This window comes from Amycolatopsis halotolerans, from assembly GCF_042647905.1.
Classification (GTDB): Bacteria; Actinomycetota; Actinomycetes; order Mycobacteriales; family Pseudonocardiaceae; genus Amycolatopsis; species Amycolatopsis halotolerans.
In genome coordinates, this window is the sequence record NZ_JBHRWI010000020.1 from 501739 (window position 1) to 518507 (window position 16769).

At 68.9% G+C, this 16769-nt stretch carries 19 protein-coding genes; 13 read left to right on the forward strand and 6 right to left on the reverse strand.

Annotated elements, in window-relative coordinates:
* Window positions 1–90: 90 nt before the first annotated feature.
* Complete coding sequence (locus ACFORO_RS17435) at window positions 91–870, reverse strand: IclR family transcriptional regulator (RefSeq protein WP_078870254.1); 780 nt, start codon at window positions 868–870, stop codon at window positions 91–93.
* A gap of 243 nt (window positions 871–1113) precedes the next feature.
* Here ACFORO_RS17435 and ACFORO_RS17440 point away from each other — a divergent pair, with 243 nt between their 5' ends.
* Genes ACFORO_RS17440 through ACFORO_RS17460 form a run of 5 tightly spaced genes read left to right on the forward strand, consistent with a single transcriptional unit; the run spans window position 1114 to window position 5668 of the window.
* On the forward strand, window positions 1114–2340 hold the full coding sequence (locus ACFORO_RS17440) for a MurT ligase domain-containing protein (protein ID WP_354739880.1): 1227 nt from the start codon (window positions 1114–1116) through the stop codon (window positions 2338–2340).
* Window positions 2333–3040 (forward strand): type 1 glutamine amidotransferase, encoded by a 708-nt coding sequence (locus ACFORO_RS17445; RefSeq protein WP_377871088.1) that lies wholly within the window; start codon window positions 2333–2335, stop codon window positions 3038–3040. Before ACFORO_RS17440 ends, ACFORO_RS17445 begins: the two co-directional genes overlap by 8 nt.
* Window positions 3041–3069: 29 nt before the next feature.
* Window positions 3070–4458, forward strand: a complete 1389-nt coding sequence (locus tag ACFORO_RS17450) for a HAMP domain-containing sensor histidine kinase (RefSeq protein ID WP_377871087.1) — start codon at window positions 3070–3072, stop codon at window positions 4456–4458.
* A 2-nt stretch (window positions 4459–4460) separates the two neighbouring features.
* Complete coding sequence (locus ACFORO_RS17455) at window positions 4461–5129, forward strand: response regulator transcription factor (RefSeq protein ID WP_009084133.1); 669 nt, start codon at window positions 4461–4463, stop codon at window positions 5127–5129.
* Window positions 5126–5668, forward strand: coding sequence for a chloramphenicol phosphotransferase CPT family protein (locus ACFORO_RS17460; protein WP_377871085.1), 543 nt, complete (start codon window positions 5126–5128; stop codon window positions 5666–5668). Before ACFORO_RS17455 ends, ACFORO_RS17460 begins: the two co-directional genes overlap by 4 nt.
* Here ACFORO_RS17460 and ACFORO_RS17465 read toward each other — a convergent pair.
* Genes ACFORO_RS17465 through ACFORO_RS17475 form a run of 3 tightly spaced genes read right to left on the reverse strand, consistent with a single transcriptional unit; the run spans window position 5657 to window position 7213 of the window.
* Window positions 5657–6058, reverse strand: a complete 402-nt coding sequence (locus ACFORO_RS17465) for a CoA-binding protein (RefSeq protein WP_377871083.1) — start codon at window positions 6056–6058, stop codon at window positions 5657–5659. The genes ACFORO_RS17460 and ACFORO_RS17465 overlap by 12 nt on opposite strands.
* A gap of 42 nt (window positions 6059–6100) precedes the next feature.
* Window positions 6101–6667, reverse strand: a complete 567-nt coding sequence (locus ACFORO_RS17470; protein ID WP_377871081.1) for a hypothetical protein — start codon at window positions 6665–6667, stop codon at window positions 6101–6103.
* Between the two features lie 42 nt (window positions 6668–6709).
* Window positions 6710–7213, reverse strand: coding sequence for a VOC family protein (locus ACFORO_RS17475; RefSeq protein ID WP_354739892.1), 504 nt, complete (start codon window positions 7211–7213; stop codon window positions 6710–6712).
* A gap of 152 nt (window positions 7214–7365) precedes the next feature.
* On the opposite strand from ACFORO_RS17475, the gene ACFORO_RS17480 reads away from it, so the two are divergent.
* Window positions 7366–8163, forward strand: a complete 798-nt coding sequence (locus ACFORO_RS17480; RefSeq protein WP_377871078.1) for a 2-keto-4-pentenoate hydratase — start codon at window positions 7366–7368, stop codon at window positions 8161–8163.
* A complete protein-coding gene (locus tag ACFORO_RS17485; protein WP_377871076.1) occupies window positions 8160–8921 on the forward strand; it encodes a 2-keto-4-pentenoate hydratase in 762 nt (253 codons plus the stop codon). Before ACFORO_RS17480 ends, ACFORO_RS17485 begins: the two co-directional genes overlap by 4 nt.
* Here ACFORO_RS17485 and ACFORO_RS17490 read toward each other — a convergent pair.
* A complete protein-coding gene (locus ACFORO_RS17490; protein WP_377871074.1) occupies window positions 8911–9768 on the reverse strand; it encodes an alpha/beta fold hydrolase in 858 nt (285 codons plus the stop codon). The two genes, ACFORO_RS17485 and ACFORO_RS17490, sit on opposite strands and share 11 nt — an antisense overlap.
* A gap of 4 nt (window positions 9769–9772) precedes the next feature.
* Complete coding sequence (locus tag ACFORO_RS17495; protein ID WP_377871072.1) at window positions 9773–10237, reverse strand: DUF1579 family protein; 465 nt, start codon at window positions 10235–10237, stop codon at window positions 9773–9775.
* A gap of 59 nt (window positions 10238–10296) precedes the next feature.
* Here ACFORO_RS17495 and ACFORO_RS17500 point away from each other — a divergent pair, with 59 nt between their 5' ends.
* The 6 genes from ACFORO_RS17500 (at window position 10297) to ACFORO_RS17525 (ending at window position 16768) form a co-directional block, all read left to right on the forward strand.
* Window positions 10297–10731, forward strand: coding sequence for a MarR family winged helix-turn-helix transcriptional regulator (locus tag ACFORO_RS17500; RefSeq protein ID WP_377871070.1), 435 nt, complete (start codon window positions 10297–10299; stop codon window positions 10729–10731).
* A gap of 62 nt (window positions 10732–10793) precedes the next feature.
* Window positions 10794–11231 carry a hypothetical protein gene (locus ACFORO_RS17505; protein WP_377871068.1) on the forward strand — a complete coding sequence of 146 codons (438 nt, stop codon included), beginning with the start codon at window positions 10794–10796 and terminating at the stop codon, window positions 11229–11231.
* 32 nt (window positions 11232–11263) lie between these two features.
* Window positions 11264–12901 carry a 2,3-epoxybenzoyl-CoA dihydrolase gene (boxC, locus tag ACFORO_RS17510; protein WP_377871066.1) on the forward strand — a complete coding sequence of 546 codons (1638 nt, stop codon included), beginning with the start codon at window positions 11264–11266 and terminating at the stop codon, window positions 12899–12901.
* 4 nt (window positions 12902–12905) lie between these two features.
* Complete coding sequence (boxB, locus tag ACFORO_RS17515; protein WP_354739907.1) at window positions 12906–14327, forward strand: benzoyl-CoA 2,3-epoxidase subunit BoxB; 1422 nt, start codon at window positions 12906–12908, stop codon at window positions 14325–14327.
* A 10-nt stretch (window positions 14328–14337) separates the two neighbouring features.
* On the forward strand, window positions 14338–15900 hold the full coding sequence (locus ACFORO_RS17520) for a benzoate-CoA ligase family protein (protein WP_377871064.1): 1563 nt from the start codon (window positions 14338–14340) through the stop codon (window positions 15898–15900).
* Between the two features lie 13 nt (window positions 15901–15913).
* Complete coding sequence (locus ACFORO_RS17525) at window positions 15914–16768, forward strand: amidohydrolase family protein (protein ID WP_354739911.1); 855 nt, start codon at window positions 15914–15916, stop codon at window positions 16766–16768.
* The last annotated feature ends 1 nt before the right edge of the window (window position 16769 follow it).

The following is a 16769-nucleotide window of genomic DNA, read 5'->3' on the forward strand; positions in this document are numbered from 1 at the left end:
GTTGTCCACAAGTCGACACGGCTGTGGATAACCTGTTTCCGCTGGCAGGAGCCGCAACAACCGCCAAGAAGACCCGATCCGGTGAAAGACTCAGCGGTTGCGCACGTACCCCAGCCGCATTGACAACGCCGCGGCCGTCCCGGCCACCGTCGCGCCCAGTTCGTCCGCCCGGCGCATCACCCGAGGCGCTGGCCCGGCGACGCTGATCGCCGCGATCGGACGGCCCGAATGGTCCCGCACGGCCGCCGCGACACAGCCGACGTCCGGCTCGTTCTCCAGGTCGTCCACGGCCCAGCCGCGACGCCGGGTGCGCGCCAGCTCGTCCAGCAGCCGGACCGGGTCGTTGATGGTCTTGAGGGTGAGGCTGTCCAGCTTCATCCGGCGCACGCGCTCCACCCGGTCGGCCTCCGGCAACGCGGCCAGCCAGGCCTTGCCCAGCGACGTCGCGTGCTGCGGCCGCCGAGTGCCGAGGCGGCAGGAGAGCGTTACCGCGCTGGCGCTGCGTTCGGTCGCGACGTAGACCATCGCGTCGTTGTCCGGCACCGCGAGGTACGTCGTCTCCCCGGAGCGCTCGGCCAGCGCGGTGAGATACCGCGGCGCGCAGCGGTGCAGGTCGGTCGCCGCCATCGCGCGGGCGCCCAGTTCGACCAGCCGGGTGCCGAGCCGCACGCGTCCGGTGACGGTGTCCGCCTCCAGGTACTCCAGCCGCTTCAGGGTGCCGACGATCCGGTACGCCGCGCTGCGCGAAAGGCCCAGTTGCCGGGCGAGCGCGTTCGTGGAGATCTCCTGGTGCTGCCCGACGTGTTCGAGCACCGCCAGCCCGCGCTCCAGGGTGCCGCTTTGGTCCAGCCCGCGTACTGCTGCGTCCACGTTCGCCCTCCGCCTGTCGCTCTGCGTTCCCGGTCACCGGTGCGTGGTGCCATCAAGCGGGGTTGGACGCTAACACCTCCGATGTATAGACGGAAGATCTTGACCGATCTCTGTCATTCGGCAAGGTCAAGGTTGCGCCGAATGGTTCAACCTCCGATCGGTAAGACTGCTTACAAAGGGTAACGGAGACTGGAGTCACCCTCTCAGGAAAATCACAGCGCTCGTGCCGCACGGTTTGTCGTGATGCCAACACGTCTGCGCACCCGGGCGTCGGTCGCCGCCGGGCGGCTGACCGCGTGGTTTTCCCGTACCGCCCGGCTGGGCCGCGGCGGGGTGATCGGCGGCCGCGTCACGCTGCGGCTCGACCCCAAGGCGCTGCGCAGGCTCGGCCGCGATCGCACGGTCGTGATCATTACCGGTACGAACGGCAAAACCACCACGTCGCTGATGTTGACCCGGGCGCTCGAAGCGCTCGCCGAGGTCGCGCACAACGGCGACGGCGCGAACATGCCCGACGGTTTGGTGGCCGCGCTCGCCGCCGCCCCGGAAGCGCCGTACGCGGTGCTGGAAGTGGACGAAACCTACGTTCCGTGGGTGGCCGAGCAGGTGCAGCCCGCGGCGCTCGTGCTGCTCAACCTCAGCCGGGACCAGCTCGACCGGGTCGGCGAGGTCCGGATGATGGAGCGCGATCTCCGCGCCGCGTTCGCCGGGCTGTCGCGCACGGTCGTGGTCGCAAACTGCGACGACGTCCTGGTCACGTCCGCGGCCTCGGCGGCGGCCCGCCCGGTGTGGGTCGGCACCGGACGGCGCTGGTCGGGCGATTCCGTCTCCTGCCCCCGCTGCGGCGGCGCGATCACCCACACCGATCGCGAATGGCGCTGTGCGGTCTGCGCTTTCGCCCGCCCGGAGCCGACCTGGAACCTCGACGGCGACCTGGTCCACACTCCTGGCGGCCGGCAAGTGGACCTCGACCTGCGGCTTCCCGGAGAGGCCAACCGGGCCAACGCCGCTCTCGCGCTCGCCGCCGCGCACTGCGTCGGCGTGCCGCCGCACACCGCCGCGGCCCGGCTGCGCACGATCACCGACATCGGCGGGCGCTACCGCACGATTCGCCGCACCCGGCACTCGGTACGGCTCATGCTTGCGAAAAATCCGGCTGGGTGGGCCGAAACGTTGCGCGTGCTCGACGAGGACACCCCGGTTGTTGTCGCGGTCAACGCGCACGAGGCGGACGGTCGCGACCTGTCGTGGCTCTGGGACGTGCACTTCGAGCGCTTGCGCGGCCGTCAGGTCGTCGTCGCCGGCGAGCGGTGCGCGGACCTCGCCGTGCGGCTTTGCTACGCCGAGGTGCCGCATTGGTCGGCCCCGGACCCGGTCAGCGCGATCGACACGCTGCCGCCGGGCGGGGTCGAACTCGTCGCGAACTACACCGCCTTCCGTGACCTGGTCGACCGGTTGCCTGATGTCTGATTCGACCGTCGGCATCGGCCTGCTGCTGCCCGAGGTACTGGGGACGTACGGCGATTCCGGCAACGCACAGGTGCTCTGCAAACGGTTGCAGTGGCGGGGTTACGAAGCCGAGGTCGTGCCGGTCTCGCTCGACTCCGCGGTACCGTCCACTTTGGACCTCTACCTGCTTGGCGGCGGCGAGGACATGGCGCAGGTGCTGGCCGCGGACTTCCTGCGCGACTCGGCGGGGCTGCGGAGTGCGGCGGACGCGGGACGTCCGGTGTTCGGGGTGTGCGCTGGCCTGCAGATCCTGGGCACGCGCTTCCGCGGCGTCGACGGCGTCGACCACGCCGGGCTGGGGCTGCTCGACCTCGTCACCGGGCCGTCTCAGCAGCGCGCGGTGGCCGAGCTGATCGTCGAACCGAACCTGCTCGAGACGCCGTTGACCGGCTTCGAGAACCACCAGGGCTCGAGCGTGCTCGGTCCGGGCAGCGCGCCGCTCGGCCGCGTCGTCCGGGGCACCGGGAACGGCGACGGCACCGAGGGCGCGGTCACCGACCACGTCGTGGGCACCTATCTGCACGGCCCGGCCCTGGCACGCAACCCCGAGCTCGCTGACCTGCTGTTGTCGTGGGTGCTGGGCCACGCGCTGAAGCCGTTGGATCTGTCTGAGGTCGATACGCTGCGCACGGAACGGCTGGCCGCACGCCGCGCCCGATGACGTCACTCCGCGCTCGTTACGCTGCGTGCGTGAGAATTCTCGCTGCAGCAGGCGTCCGGATGCGGACAACCGGGGTTGCCGTCCTCGCGCTCGCGCTTGCCATCGCGACCGCGTGCGTCGTCGTGGTGCTCCTGCTGCAGCAGTCGCTCGACCGAAGCGTCACCGAAAGCGCGCGCAGTACCGCGCGGCAGGTTGCCGTCCAACTCGTGCGCGCGGGCGCGCGAGACCTGTCGCCAAGCGACGTCGCGAGCACTGGCGACACTGAAGCCGTCACACAGGTCCTCGGGCCGCGAAGCACACCGATCGCGAGCGACCCGGCGATTGTCGGCCGTCCGGCCATCACCGCTGCGCGCCCGGCCCCCGGACAAGAAACCGTCGAAACGCTGCCGCTCGGCTTAGACGGCGACGGCAGCGACTACCGCCTGGTCTCGGAGGGCGTCAACGGGCCGGGCGGACCGTTCACCGTCATCTCGGCACGCTCGCTCGAGCCAGTCACCGAAGCGTCTGCGCGGCTTACGCTGCTACTAGGGCTGATTTCGCTGCCACTGCTAGGTATCGCGGGCTTCGCGGTGTACCGCTCTGTCGGGTCCGCACTGCGACCGGTTGAGCGGATGCGGCGCACTGTCGCCGAGATCTCGACGCGCGACCTCGCATTGCGCGTACCGCTGCCGCCTGGCGGTGACGAGGTGCACCGGCTCGCTGTCACGCTCAACGAGATGCTCGAACGGCTCGGGTCGGCGCAGGCCGCGCAACGCCGCTTCGTCGCCGACGCAAGTCACGAGCTGCGCTCACCACTGTCGACCATCAGCACCGCGCTCGACGTTTCGAACCAGCACCCGGAGACCACCGACGAACTGGTACCCGTGATCACTCGCGAGACCGCGCGCCTGCGAGAGCTGGTTGACGACCTCCTGATGCTCGCGCGCACTGACGACGCCACGGATCGGCCCTCGCGCACTGAAGTCGATCTAGACGACATCGTTCGCGCCGAAGCCGAACGCGTACGCGGTGAAGCGGCTGTCGAGATCGAAGTGCGCGCAGGACCGGCGAAGGTGCGCGGCAGCGAGGCGCAACTGCGTCGCGCCGTACGCAACCTCGTCGACAACGCGTGCGGGCACGCGCGCGAGCGGATCCGGATTGCGAGTTCGGTGCAAGATGAGATGGTCGTGGTGGAGGTGAGCGACGACGGCCCGGGCGTCGCCGAGGAGGACCGGGAGCGGGTGTTCGAGCGGTTTGTGCGGCTGGACGCGTCACGCCGGCGCGGCGGCACCGGACTGGGCCTGTCGATCGTGGCCGGTATCGCGGCCCGGCACGGCGGCCGCGCGCGGTACGTCGACGTGGCCGACCCGAGCTACCCGGGCGCGCACTTCGTGATCGAACTGCCGAGCATCGAACTGCCCCGGATCGAGGAGGACTGAGCATGCGGTTGCTGATCGTGGAGGACGAGCTGGAGTTCGCCGAAACCCTTCGCCGCGGCCTGGTCGCCGAGGGGTTCACGGTGAACGTCGCGCACACCGGCCGGGACGGGCTCTGGTCGGCGATGGAGCACGATTACGACGCCGTGGTGCTCGACATCATGCTTCCCGAGCTTTCCGGCTATGAGGTGCTGAAACGTTTGCGGGCGGCGGAGAATTGGACGCCGGTGCTGATGCTCACGGCGAAGGACGGCGAGTACGACGAGGCGGACGCATTCGACCTCGGCGCGGACGATTATCTTTCGAAACCGTTCTCGTTCGTCGTTTTGCTGGCTCGGCTGCGGGCGCTGCTTCGCCGGGGTGCGCCCGCTCGTCCGGCGGTGCTGACCGCTGGGGATCTGCAGCTCGACCCGGCCGCGCGCACTGTCCACAGGGGAGAGACGCGGATCGAGTTGACCGCCCGCGAGTTCGGGTTGCTGGAGTTTTTGCTGCGCAGGCAGGGGGCGGCGTTGACCAAGAACGAGATTCTCGGTCACGTGTGGGACGCGCATTACGAGGGCGACGAGAACGTGGTCGAGGTTTACGTCGGGTATTTGCGGCGGAAGATCGACGCGCCATTTGGGACGCGGACGATCGAGACGGTGCGCGGGGTGGGGTATCGGCTCGTCGGATGAGCGGGCACGTCGTTTTTCTCAACGGCACGTCCAGTTCCGGAAAATCGAGTATCGCGACGGAGTTGCTGGATTTGCTGCCGGGGCCGTATTTCTCGGTATCCAGGGATGCGGTCAACAGTATGCGATCGCGGACGCAGACACCCGAATTCGGCACGCCTGAGTTCGATGAGGTTTTCGAACGGACTGTGCGCGGCTACCACCGAATGCTGGCCGGGCTCGCGGCAGCGGGGAACGGCGTGATCGCCGACCATGTGCTTCGGCCGCATTGGCTCGCCGACTGCCTGGAAGTGTTGCGGGAGCAGGAAGTCACCTTCGTGGGCGTGCACTGCCCGTTACCGGAGTTGCGGCGGCGCGAACAAGCGCGAGGCGATCGTCCCGCCGGACTAGCGGAACGGCAATACTCGATCGTGCACGCCCACGGCGATTACGACCTCGAATGCGACACGTCAGTGCGCAGTCCCAGAGAATGCGCACAAATCATCGCGGACTTCCTCGCGAAACCCGGGCGATCCCCAGCGTTCGCCCGGTTAAACCAGTGAAATCGCCGCCACCGCTCGGACCACGGCAGTGCACCGATCCTCGACATACTCCAACCCGGCGTCAGAAGCGATCTGCCGAGCCTCCGCCGACACGATCCCCTGCTGCAGCCACAACGCCTTAGCCCCGATCGCGACCGCGGAACGGGCGATGTCCGGCGCTTCCTCGGCCGGACGGAAGACGTCCACCAAATCCACCGGCTCCGGAATCTCCTCCAGCGACCGGTACGCCTTCTCCCCGAGCAGTTCGGTCGCCGACGGATGCACCGGAATGATCCGGAACCCGTGCGCCTGCAGGGAAGCCGGTACGCCGTGCGCGGCCTTGCTCGGGTCGCGGCTCAGTCCGACAACCGCGATCGTGCGCGCGCTGGCAAGGATTTCTTCGGGCTTCATATTCTCCTCAACATCCCAGCACAGCCAGGGATTCCACGACAGTCACAGCCGCCACAACCGCAGGCCGCGGACGCGATAGACCGGCCACAGCACGTGCCACGGCGACCGCCGCAGGAACGCGGAACTGCACACCAGAACATTGCGCGCGACGGTGGACGCGACCTCGTGCCGGTCCGGCCACGCTTCGCCGCGGGCACCGAGCGCGAGGCGAAAGACCGTCAGCAGACCGCGTCCCTGCACGTCGTAGCGGGCACCGGTGTCGCCCGGGTCGGGAAGGAGACGGGCGATTTCGACTCGGAAAGCCTGAACAACAGCCGCACCCGCTGGTACATCGGCAACGCTGTCCGCGATCGCGCGGCCGTGCAGCCGACGCGCGAATCGCGTGAGCAGCCGTCGCTCCCACCAGGGCAGCAAGCGGCGGTGAGCCAGCAACGCGGCGCACTCGCCGTGGCCGAGGGCGAAAACCTCGGCGAGGTCGTCGAACCGGCTCACCGCGGTCGGCTCCGCCAGGTGCAGCCGCACCTCGAAGCGGGCCTGCGCGATCAGTTCGTCGATCGCTTCCCGCCGGTCGAGCCGTGCTTTCTGCCGCGAAGCCGCCCAGTCGCCCATGGGCCCACACTCTGAACCCAGCGACGCATCGAGTCCAGTGATTCAGCCGATCTTCGACCCGTACATCTCGCCGAGGTCGTCCGCGATCAGTTCGATCCGGGCGCCGTCCGGGTCGGCGAAGTAGATCGACGTGCCGCTCTCTTCCTGATACTTCACGCCGGCGGCGTCGAGCCGGGAGCGCGCGCCCGCCCAGGATTCCGGGGTGAGCGACAGGGCCAGGTGGTGCAGCCCGCCGAGCACCTCCGCGTACGGGCCGAGGTCGAGGCCGGGCAGGTCGAAGAACGCGACCGCGTTGCCGTTGCCGACGTCGAAGAAGAAGTGGCTCGACCCCGGGTAGTCGCGGTTTTCGATCAGCTCCGTGAGCGGGAACCCGAGGATGTCCTGGTAGAAGGTGATCGTCCGCTCGACGTCGCTGGACAGCAGCGCGGTGTGGTGGATGCCGCGGCCCACGGTCGCCGGGCGCTCCGCGGCGGGGTGCAGGTGCTGGTCCCGCAGCCGGTCGCGGGCCTGCGCGAGCTGGGCGACTTCGGTCTCGGTGGGTGCCATTTCGGGTCACGTCCTCTCTGGGAGCCAACACGGGGAACGGTACGCCGACAAACTCTCGCGCGCAAGAGGTTAGCGAGCAAGAGAAGTAAACTGTACCGGTGAATGGAACGAACGGGTTGGCTCAAGCGGCGCGGTCAGGCAAAGTCCGTCCCGTGGAACCCGCTGAGCTGCAGGACGCCGTCGCGCTGCTGACGAGCGCGTACGAGCGCCACGAGCCGATCGATCCGCTCGTGAAGACCTTCCCCGACGGCACCGTCGAAGACGCCTACCGCGTGCAGCAGGAGCAAGTCCGCGCGTGGGTGGCGGCGGGCGACGTGGTGCGCGGCCACAAGGTCGGCCTCGCCTCCGCGGCGATGCAGCGCCAGATGGGCGTGAACCAGCCCGACTTCGGGCACCTCACCAGCTCGATGTTCCTGCTCGAACACCAGCCGATCCCGACGACGCAGTTCCTGCAGCCGCGCATCGAACCGGAGATCGCGTTCGTGCTCGGCGCGCCGCTCCGCGGTCCGGGCGTGACCGTCGCCGACGCCGTCCGTGCGGTCGACTTCGTGCTGCCGTCCCTGGAGATCGTCGATTCGCGAGTCCGCGACTGGAAAATCTCGATCTTCGACACCGTCGCGGACAACGCGTCGTCCGGCGGCGTCATCCTCGGCAGCAGCCCGACCAATCTGCGCGACGTCGACCTGCGGCTCGCCGGCTGCACGCTGCACGTCAACGGCCAGCTCGCGGCCACCGGCGCGGGCGGCGCGGTGCTGGGTTCGCCGATCAACGCACTCGTGTGGCTGGCCAACACCGTCGGCCCGCTCGGCGTGACGCTGGAGCCCGGCCACGTCGTACTGCCCGGTTCGATGACCGCCGCGCAGACCGTCCGCCCCGGCGACACCGTCGTGGCGACCATGGCCGGCCTGGGCAGCGTGACCGCGGTGTTCGCTCCGGAGGAGGAAAAGTGACCGCCGATATCGTTGCCGCAGCGCAGGAACTGCTCAACCGGACGGAAGAGAGCGCGCAGCTCACCGACACCTGGCCGGACCTCGACCTCGCCACCGCCTACGCGATCCAGGACGAAGCCCTGCGGCTGCGTCAGGAACGCGGCGAGACGCTGATCGGGGTGAAGCTCGGGCTCACGTCGCGGGCGAAGCAGCAGCGGATGGGCGTCGCGGAGCCCCTGCTCGCGTGGCTGACCGATGCGATGGTGCTGCCCGCGGGCGCGCCGACGCCGCAGCTCATCCACCCGCGCGCGGAGCCGGAACTGGTGTTCGTGCTCGGCGAGCGGCTCGCTGGCCCGGGCGTCACCGCGGCTACCGCCCTTGGCGCGGTTTCCCAGGTATACGGCGGAATCGAGATCATCGACAGCCGATACCGCGACTACCGCTTCACGCTGCCGGACGTCGTCGCGGACAACGGCTCCTCAGCGCTGTTCGGGCTCGGCTCGGTCGGCCGTCCACCGTCCTCTTTGGACCTTTCGCTGGAGGCCGCACTGCTCGAAGTGGACGGTCAGATCGTCGACACCGCGACCGGAGCCGCCGTTCAGGGACACCCGGCCGAGGCGTTGGCGCTGGCGGCGAATTCCTTGGCCGCGCGCGGATTGGCGCTGGAACCGGGCTGGCTCGTGCTGACCGGCGGGATGACCGACGCCGTCGAACTGCGCCCCGGATCCCGCGTCGCCGCGCACTTCTCGAACCTGGGCTCGGTGACGATCAGCGGGTAGCGAGCCGCTTGATCCCGGCGATCACGCGCGGCCACACCTCGCGCGGCAGGTCGTGTCCCATACCGGGCACGAGGTCGAGGTCGGCACCCAGCGCGCGGGCGGTCGCGCGTCCGCCGGACACGTTCACCAGCGGGTCGGCCGTACCGTGAATCACCAAGGACGGCAAGGAAAGCCGGCGCAGGTCGGCGGTCCGGTCGCGGGAGGACAGGATCGCGGCGAGCTGCCGGAAGACGCCCGCCGGGTTGAGGCCGCGGTCGTACGTGCGTTCCGCGCGCTCGCGGAAATGGTCCTCGTCGAACACGTAACCGGGCGAGCCGATCAGCCTCGACGTGCGCACCAGTTGCGTCACGTAATCCTCGCGCGTGCGCGGTCCCGGGGCCAGCATCGCGAGCGCGGCGCGCGGGCTGGGCAGGCCGACGGTGCGCGCGCCGGTGGTCGACATGATCGAGGTCAGCGTCCGCACCCGCCGCGGGTGCCGGATCGCGAACTCCTGCGCGATCATCCCGCCCATCGACGTGCCGACCACGTGCGCGCTCCCGATGTCGAGAGCGTCGAGCAGCTTGCCCGCGTCGTCGGCCAGATCGCCGAGCGAGTACGGCGCGGATCGCAGGAGGTACGCGAGCGGAAGGCTGGCCCGGCCGGTCCACCACTGCGAGCGCCCGACGTCGCGGTTGTCGAACCGGTGCACGTGGAAGCCGGCCTCGGCGAGCTGGGCGCAGAACTCGTCGTCCCACCAGATCATCGGCGCGGCGAGGCCCATCACCAGCAGCAACGGCGGCGCGGACGGATCGCCGAACGATTCGTGGCACAGGGTGATGCCGTCTGCTTCGAGGGTCTGCTCGGTCATGGGGTCAGTCTCGCGCACTCCGGAGGTAGCGGGCACGGAGGAACGGGCGGAAATCGTCGTCGGACCCGAGTCGGACGTCGATTTCGTGGGTGAGGACGTCCCCTTCCGGGGTGATCCGGTGGATCGCGACGCCGCGTTCGGTCTGCTTTTCGAGGCGCAGGGTGCCGTCGCGCCAGTCGCCGCGTGCGGGAGACGCGGGCGGGAAGCCGTAGCTGTCGAAGCCGAACCACAGCGTGTCGCCAGTCGACGGGTCGACGGTGAAGACGTGGTGTCCCAGCATGCGTGAGCCGTCTTCACGGGTTTGGACGTAGTCCTCCAGCACGGCGAATCCGTCGAGCGCTCGGCGATAACTGCAGGTCGCGGTGGCGGTCGCGGCGGGAGCCCAGGGCGCGGCGGCGAGTTCCTCGGTACCCGACCAGTCTCCGACGAGTGCGGCAAGGGCTTCGTGCGCGGCACCGACGACGGGCATTTCCATGAGTGTCCCCCTAGACTTCGACAGGTACCTGTCGAAGTGGAACACTAGCACGCATGCCTCCGAGGACACCCCGCGCGGAAAGCCTTACCCAGCTCGTCAATGAGGTCTTCGTGGCCAACGGCGCGCTGTTGGCCGCAGGCGACGCACTCACTGCGGAAGCGGGCTTGACCGCCGCGCAATGGCAGGTCGTCGGCTTCCTCGAAGACGGTCCCGTCACCGCGGCGGAGCTGGCCCGGCGGCGCGGACTGCGGCGGCAAAGCGTGCAGGAGACGGTGAATCGCCTGCTGCGAGACGGAATGCTCTCCCGTGCCGACAATCCGGCGGACGCCCGCGCGCCACTGCTGCGGCTGACCGCCAAAGCGCGGGCCGCGCTGCGAATCCTGGGCTCCAGGCAGGCCGAATGGGCGGACGGCGTCGCTTCGGGTCTGTCCGAGAAGGACATCGAGACGACCCTGCGCACGCTTCGCGCGTTGCGCGATCTGGTCTGAGCGGGGTGCGGGTAGTACTCTCCCGCTAGAGCGATCTATCAAATCGCAAGGGGGCGAGCAGCATGGACGTTCTGCGCGAGAAGGGACTCGGCCCGCTGCGGGTGATTCTGGCGTTCACCCTGGTCAGCACGGTCCTGCACTACACCCACAACGTCGTGCGCGCCGCCGATTACCCGCAGGTGCCGGGCATCAGCGTGCCGGTCGCGCAGGTCGTGGTGGCCTTGAGCTGGGTCGTCTTCACCGTGTTCGGCGCGCTCGGTTATCGCGCCTACGTGCGCGGCCGGTACTGGCGGGCGCTGGCGTTCCTGCTGGTCTACTCGCTGTCCGGGCTGGCGAGCGCGGGGCACTTCCTCGTCGGCGTGCCACAGGTCCCGGCGTTCTGGTTCGCGACGATCTTCACCGACACGTTCGCGGCGATCGCGCTGTGGGTATTCGCGTGCTGGGCGGCCGTGCGGCTCAACCGGGTGAGCGTCGCCGGGCAAATGTCTACACAACATTGACGTTCGTTGAAACTGTGTAGACACTCGGAGGCGTGACCACCACCACACCCGTCACCTTCGAGCGGCATCCGGACACTTACCGGCACTGGCGGCTGACCGTCGACGGCGAGGTCGCCTGGCTGGAGATGGACGTCGACGAACAAGGCGGCCTCGTGCCCGGGTACGAGCTGAAGCTGAACTCGTACGACCTCGGCGTGGACATCGAGTTCTACGACGCCACCCAGCGGCTGCGATTCGAACATCCGCAGGTGCGCGCGGTGATCGTGACGAGCGCCAAGGACAAGGTGTTCTGCGCCGGGGCCAACATCCGGATGCTCGCCGCGTCGCCGCACGAGTGGAAGGTGAACTTCTGCAAGTTCACCAACGAGACCCGCAACGGCATCGAGGACGCGACCGAGTTCTCCGGCCAGACCTACGTCGCGGCGGTGAACGGCAGCTGCGCCGGCGGTGGTTACGAGATCGCGCTGGCCTGCGAAAAGATCCTGCTGGTGGACGACAACTCGTCCACCGTCGCGCTGCCCGAGGTGCCGCTGCTCGGCGTGCTGCCCGGCACCGGCGGGCTGACCCGGGTGGTCGACAAACGGCGCGTCCGCCGGGATCTCGCGGACGTGTTCGCCACGCGGCCGGACGGGGTCAAAGGCCGGACCGCGGTCGACTGGCGGCTGGTGGACGAGCTGGTGCCGCGCGTCGGGTTCCGCGAGAAGGTGCTGTCGCGGGCGCACGACCTGGCCGCCGAATCCGACCGGCTGCCTGCCGAGCAGGGGATCGAACTCGCGCCGCTGGAGCCGTCGATCACCGACGACGGAATCGAGTACCGGCACGTTCGTGGCGCGTATGACCGGCCGAACTCGCTGGTCACGCTCACCGTGCTCGGCCCGGAAGGCGAACCGCGGCTCGACGGCTGGCTGCTGCGGCTGACCCGCGAGCTGGACGACGCGATCCTGCGGCTGCGCACGAACGAACCGGACCTCGGCACCTGGGTGTTGCGCACCGAGGGCGATCCGGAGGCGGTGCTCGCGCACGAGGAGGTCGTGCTCAGCGGGAAAGACTGGCTGAGCAACGAAATCCTGCATTACTACAAGCGCACGCTGAAGCGGCTGGACGTCACCAGCCGTACCTTGATCGCGTTGATCGAGCCGGGCAGCTGCTTCGCGGGCTCGCTGGTGGAGCTGGCCTTCGCGGCGGATCGGCAGTACCTGCTGGACGGACCGCCGATCGACAATGAGCACAGCCTCGAGCGCGCGTCGATCACCTTGTCGGAAGCCAATTTCGGCGTCTTCCCGATGGGCAACGGCCTGACCCGGCTCGAGTCACGGTTCTACGGCGACGACGACCACCTGACGTGGCTGGCCCGCGAACGCGACCGTGCGCTGAGCGCCGCCGAGGCCGTCGAACTCGGCCTGGTCACCGACGCTCCGGACGACCTCGACTGGGAGGACGAGATCCGGATCGCGCTGGAAGGCCGGGCTTCGCTGTCGCCGGACGCGCTCACCGGGATGGAGGCGAACCACCGGTTCGTCGGTCCGGAAACGATCGAAACCAAGATCTTCGGGCGGCTGACCGCCTGGCAGAACTGGATCTTCACCCGACCGAACGCCTCCGGGCCTGAGGGCGCACTGCGGCGCTACGGCACCGGTCAGAAGGCGGTCTTCGACAGGAAGCGGGTCTGAACCGATGCCCGAAAAGATCGACTACGACGCCAAAATCCCGAACAACGTGCACCTCGCCGACGATCGAAGGCTGCAGCGCGCGTTGGAGGGCTGGCAGCCGAAGTTCATGAACTGGTGGGGCGAAATGGGCCCCACGCTGGAAACCGAGGGCGTGTACCTGCGCACCGCGGTGAGCGTCGGCCGCGACGGCTGGGCGCACTTCGACCACGTCAACGTGCCGGATTACCGCTGGGGCATCTTCCTCGCCGAGCGGGAACAGGACCGGCGGATCGCGTTCGGCGAGCACGCCGGCGAACCGGTGTGGCAGCAGGTGCCCGGCGAGTACCGCGCCGACCTGCAGCGGCTGATCGTGATCCAGGGCGACACCGAACCGGCGTCGGTCGAACAGCAGCGGTTGCTCGGGCTCACCGCGCCGTCGCTGTACGACCTGCGCAATCTCTTCCAGGTGAATGTGGAGGAGGGGCGGCACCTGTGGGCGATGGTGTACCTGCTGCACGCGTACTTCGGCCGCGAAGGCCGGGACGAGGCCGAGGGCCTGCTGCTGCGCAACTCCGGCAGCCCGGACGCGCCGCGCATCCTCGGGGCGTTCAACGAGGAGACCGCCGACTGGCTCGCGTTCTACATGTTCACGTACTTCACCGACCGCGATGGGAAATACCAGCTCGGCACGTTGAAGGAAAGCTCGTTCGACCCGCTGTCGCGCACCTGTGAGTTCATGCTCAAGGAGGAGGCGCACCACATGATGGTGGGCACCACCGGCGTCGACCGGGTGGTGCTGCGCAGCGCCGAGCTGATTCGCGAGCACGACACGTACGACATCGCCTCGCACGGCGGGATTCCGCTGGAGGTGATCCAGCGGTATCTGAACTTCCACTACACGGTGTCGCTCGACCTGTTCGGCAGCGAGACGTCGACGAACGCGGCGAACTACTACACCGCCGGGCTCAAGGGCCGCTGGCAGGAGGCGCGGCGCAAGGACGACCACAAACTCACCGAGGATGCCCGCCTGCTCGACCGCCCGCGCGACGACGGGACCTGGACGTCCGACGAACTGCAGGCCATCCTGCTGCTGAACCTCGACCTGCGCGGCGAGTACACGGCGGACTGCCAGACCGGGGTCAACCGGTGGAACAAGATCCTGAGCGACGCCGGGATCGACTTCCGGTTCGCGTTGCCGCACCCTGGTTTCAACCGCGAGGTGGGCATAAACTCCGGCCACCACGTCACTCCGGACGGCAGCATCGTCGACGAGGCGACGTGGGAGGCGGCGCGGCACAAATGGCTGCCGACGGCCGAGGACCTGACGTTCGTCCGGTCGCTCATGCACCCGGTGTACGAGCGCGGGAAGATCGCCAGCTGGGTCGCGCCGCCGAGGCAGGGCATCAACGGAAAACCTTTCGACTACGAGTACGTGTACCTCACCTGAGGGGGCACCGATGACGGTTCCCGCGAACTTCAACGCCGCGGAGTACCTGCTCGGCCGCGGCCGTCCGGACGCGCTCGCGGTTGTGTCGCCGCGGCGCACGCTCAGCTACGGCGAACTCGCCGCCGAGACCCACCGGGTCGCGTCCGGACTGCGCGCCCTCGGCGTGCGGCCGGAGGAGCGGGTGATGTTCTGCATGGTCGACGACGTCGAACTGCTGAGCGGGATTCTCGGCGCGATGCTCGTCGGCGCGGTCGCGGTGCCAGTGTCCACTATGGTCACCGGGCTGGAGCTGGGCCAGGTGCTCGCCGATTCGCGGGCGCGGGTGCTCTGTGTGTCCGGGGAGTTTTCCGCGCAGGCGGCTGGCGCGCTCACCAGCGCGCCCGAGGTGACCGACGTCGTGCTCGACCGGGCGGATCCGGCGGAATTCCCGGCCGGGGTGCGGACGCATCGGTGGCCGCTGACCCCGACGGACGACGTCGTGGCCGCGCCGACCTGGGAGGATTCGCCCGCGCTGTGGCTGTACACCTCGGGCACGACCGGGCAGCCGAAGGGCGCTATGCACCGGCACGGGAGCATCCGCGCGGTGTGCTCGACTTATGCGTCGCAGGTGCTGGGAGTGTCCTCTTCGGACCGATTCCTGTCGGTACCCAAATTGTTCTTCGCTTACGGGCTGGGGAATTCCGCGTTCTTCCCGCTCTCTTGTGGAGGGACGACGCTGCTGGAGCCGGCGCGTCCGACGCCGGGGATCATCGCCGCGCGGGCGCGGGCGGACCGGCCGACGTTGTTCTTCGGAGTGCCGACGTTCTATGCCGCGCTGCTGGCCAGCGACGTACCGGACGACTCGTTTTCCTCGGTGCGGTACGCGGTTTCGGCCGGGGAGCCGTTGCCGTCGGCGTTGTTCACGCGGTTCCGTTCGCGGTTCGGGGTCGAGATTCTGGACGGGATCGGGTCGACCGAGGCGTTGCACATCTTCCTGTCCAACCAACCGGGTGCGGTGCGCCCGGGCAGCACCGGGGTGGCGGTGCCGGGGTACTCCGTCGAGCTCCGGGACGAGCAGGGCGCGGTCATTTCGGAAGCGGGCCGGGCGGGCGAGCTGTTTGTGTCCGGTCCGTCCGTCGCGACCGGGTATTGGGCGCGATACGAGACTACGAAACAGGTTTTCCAGGGTCCGTGGCTGCGGACCGGGGACAGCTACGTGCGCAACTCGGACGGCACCTATACCTGTCTCGGCCGGTTCGGCGACATGCTGAAGGCGGGCGGGATCTGGGTGTCTCCGTCCGAAGTGGAGGAACGGCTCCTGCGGCATCCGGCGGTGGCCGAGGTCGCGGTGGTCGCCGCGCCGGACGAGGACGGATTGGACAAGCCGGTGGCGTGTGTCGTTGCCGCTCCATCGGCCACTGTGGACGCTGAGGAGCTGATCGAGTTTTGCCGGGAGGGCTTGGCGGCGTTCAAACGGCCGCGCGGCGTGGTGGAGATGGCCGAGCTGCCGAAGACCGCGACCGGGAAGATCCGGCGGAACGTGATCCGCGAAATGGTGCGCGAGTCGCTGCTCGTGCCGCAGCCGCAATCGTGATCGACTGGCCGGCATGATCGACGAGCACTTCGTGGTGGACGCCCACGTGCACACCCCGCGGCTGCCCACGCTCAAACCCGCGTGGCTGGACTGGGCGCGCGACTTCGCCGGCGAATACCCGTGGCGCACGGTGTACGACGCGGACGGCACGGTGCTCCCCGCGGCGATGGACGACCTCATGGCGAGCGAGGGCGTCGACCGGGTGCTGTTGTTTTGCGAATACAGTCCACGGGCTACCGGCATTCAGGCGATCGAAGACAATCTGCCGCTGGTTGCTTACAACCCGGAGCGGTTCCGGCTGGTGGCGAACGTGAACCCGCATCTGCACCACCCGCTGGTCGACGAGGTGGAACGGCAGCTCGCGCTGGGCGCGGTGGCGTTGAAGATCCACCCGGTGCACGGCGCGTTTTCCCCGGCGGACAAGGAGTTGTACCCCGTGTACGCCTTGTGCGCCGAACGCGGGGTCCCGGTGATCCTCCACTCTGGACTGTCGGTTTTCCCTGGTTCCCGCGCCAGCTACGGGGATCCGGCGCTGCTGTCCGATGTGGTCGAAGACTTCCCGTCGGTGAACTTCGTGTTCGCGCACGGCGGCCGGGGCTGGTGGTACGACGTCGCGGCGTTCATGGCCCAGGCGAGGCCGAACGTGTGGCTCGACCTCGCCGGGCTGCCGCCGAAGAAACTGCCGGAGTACTACGCGCGCTTCGACCTCGTGCGGCTGGCGCGGAAATGGATCTTCGGTACTGACTGGCCTGGAGTGCCGGGAACCGCGGTGAACGTCCGCGCGGTCGCTGATCTGGGTTTGCCCGCTGACGTCCTGGACGGGGTGCTGTCCGGCAACGCGTTACGGCTGATGCCCGGCCTGCGCTGAG